This is a genomic window from Streptomyces atratus (assembly GCF_014648655.1).
GTDB lineage: Bacteria > Actinomycetota > Actinomycetes > Streptomycetales > Streptomycetaceae > Streptomyces > Streptomyces atratus.
The window spans coordinates 1-1,468 of sequence record NZ_BMRN01000173.1 but is presented as its reverse complement, the minus strand read 5'-3'; the positions used below and the strand labels follow the sequence as shown (position 1 = coordinate 1,468).

Below are 1,468 nucleotides of genomic sequence, written 5' to 3'. Positions count from 1 at the left end.
TGGCAATCACCCCGGCCACCCCTGACAGCAAACCCTTTCCGACTCCCCGATGCGCCCCACCGCACCACCCCGCGCTCCGCCATCAGCGCCGCGCAAATCGGGTAACAGGCACAATGTAGCGCGGTTCGGACAGTGACTCGGTGATCGCGCATCCGTGCGAACAGTTCGCGCCGACCAGCGGCGGCGAGGCCTGGCTGGGCAGCGGAGAAGCAGTTGCACTCCGGTTACCGGTCCAGCAGACCCGACAGCCCCGGATACACCGACGAGGCGGCATGGGGCGGTTGGGCGGCGTTTCTCCCTGACGGTGAGTAGGTTCGAACCGCCCTGCGGCGGGGCGGGGGTGGGATGCACCAGTGATCACGGCCGGTGAGCATGTGCGGGTGATGAGACGGTCGGCAGGTCGTTGAGCCGCTCCAGCGCCGGGTTGACCATCACGTACCGCAAGTCGGTGACCAAGACCGCCAGGCCGATCGGGGGTGGGCCACCAGCCGCACCAACAGCGCCAGGTCTCGTTCCGCCTCCCTCAATGTGGCCTGATCGGTGACGAAGCCCAAGGCGTATGACTGTCCGTGCTCGTCCAGCAGCCGCATGTCACGGAACTCCAGCAGCCGCGTACCACCACCCTTGTCCCGCACGGGAAACACCCCGGCCCAACTCTCACCACCGCTCATCACCCGCGCGAACAGGTGCAGGACGAGGTCGACGTGCTTTGGGGCCACCAACAATGGGCCGTGAACCGGCCCAGCGCTTGCGCCGCGGTCCAGCCGAAAAGCCCTCGGCCTGTGGACTCCACAACGCGATCCGTCCCGCGCCGCCCAGCACCACCGCCGCCACTCCCAGCACGTCCAGCAGCCCACCAGGATCGGACGGGCCGACCTCCACCGAGGCAGAGCTCTCCGGGAACTCATCAGTGGCAGCCACGAGGCACCTCTTCCCCGGAGTGCACAGCCGCGCTCGACTACTCTCCTCGGCCCTCTCACCGGGCCCCCTATCCGCCTTCCATCCTCTCTCCCGACGCTGCCGACCACCGCGCGAGGCCCTGACAGGCAGAGAAAGGCGCAGGAGGATCCGGCCGTCGAGATGCCGTCTCGGCACACTCCCCGCCGACGGATCCGCCGCCCGCCCTGCTCGCGCAGGAGCCCGGCTCCCCACGGAGAGCCGGCTCCAGCCGCGGCGCACTGTTCAACGGCGGCCTCCGCAGGAACGACCACGGGGCTCGCGTTCCTCAGAACTCGCTCTCAGCCAAGCGCTCCCGCCTCCCGGACAGGCGAGGTCGGACAACCGAAGTATGCGTGTTGTTGAAATATTCCGACGCAACAACTTTCCGGGCCATGGTCCTCCTCACACCAATAATAGTTTCCTGTTCAACTACTTCGAAGGTACTGTCGCAAGTGCCTACCGAAAGGCAGCCCGTGGATCTGTTCGCGCAGGTCACGGGGCAATCAAGGAGGAAAGATCATGGCATACA

The 1,468-nt window shown here is 66.7% G+C and carries 1 pseudogene; it reads right to left on the bottom strand.

The annotated features are described in order from the left end of the window. Positions 1-393: 393 nt before the first annotated feature. Positions 394-921 (bottom strand): annotated as a pseudogene (locus tag IEZ15_RS43910) (PAS domain-containing protein); the annotation flags it as partial. Between the last annotated feature and the right edge of the window lie 547 nt (positions 922-1,468).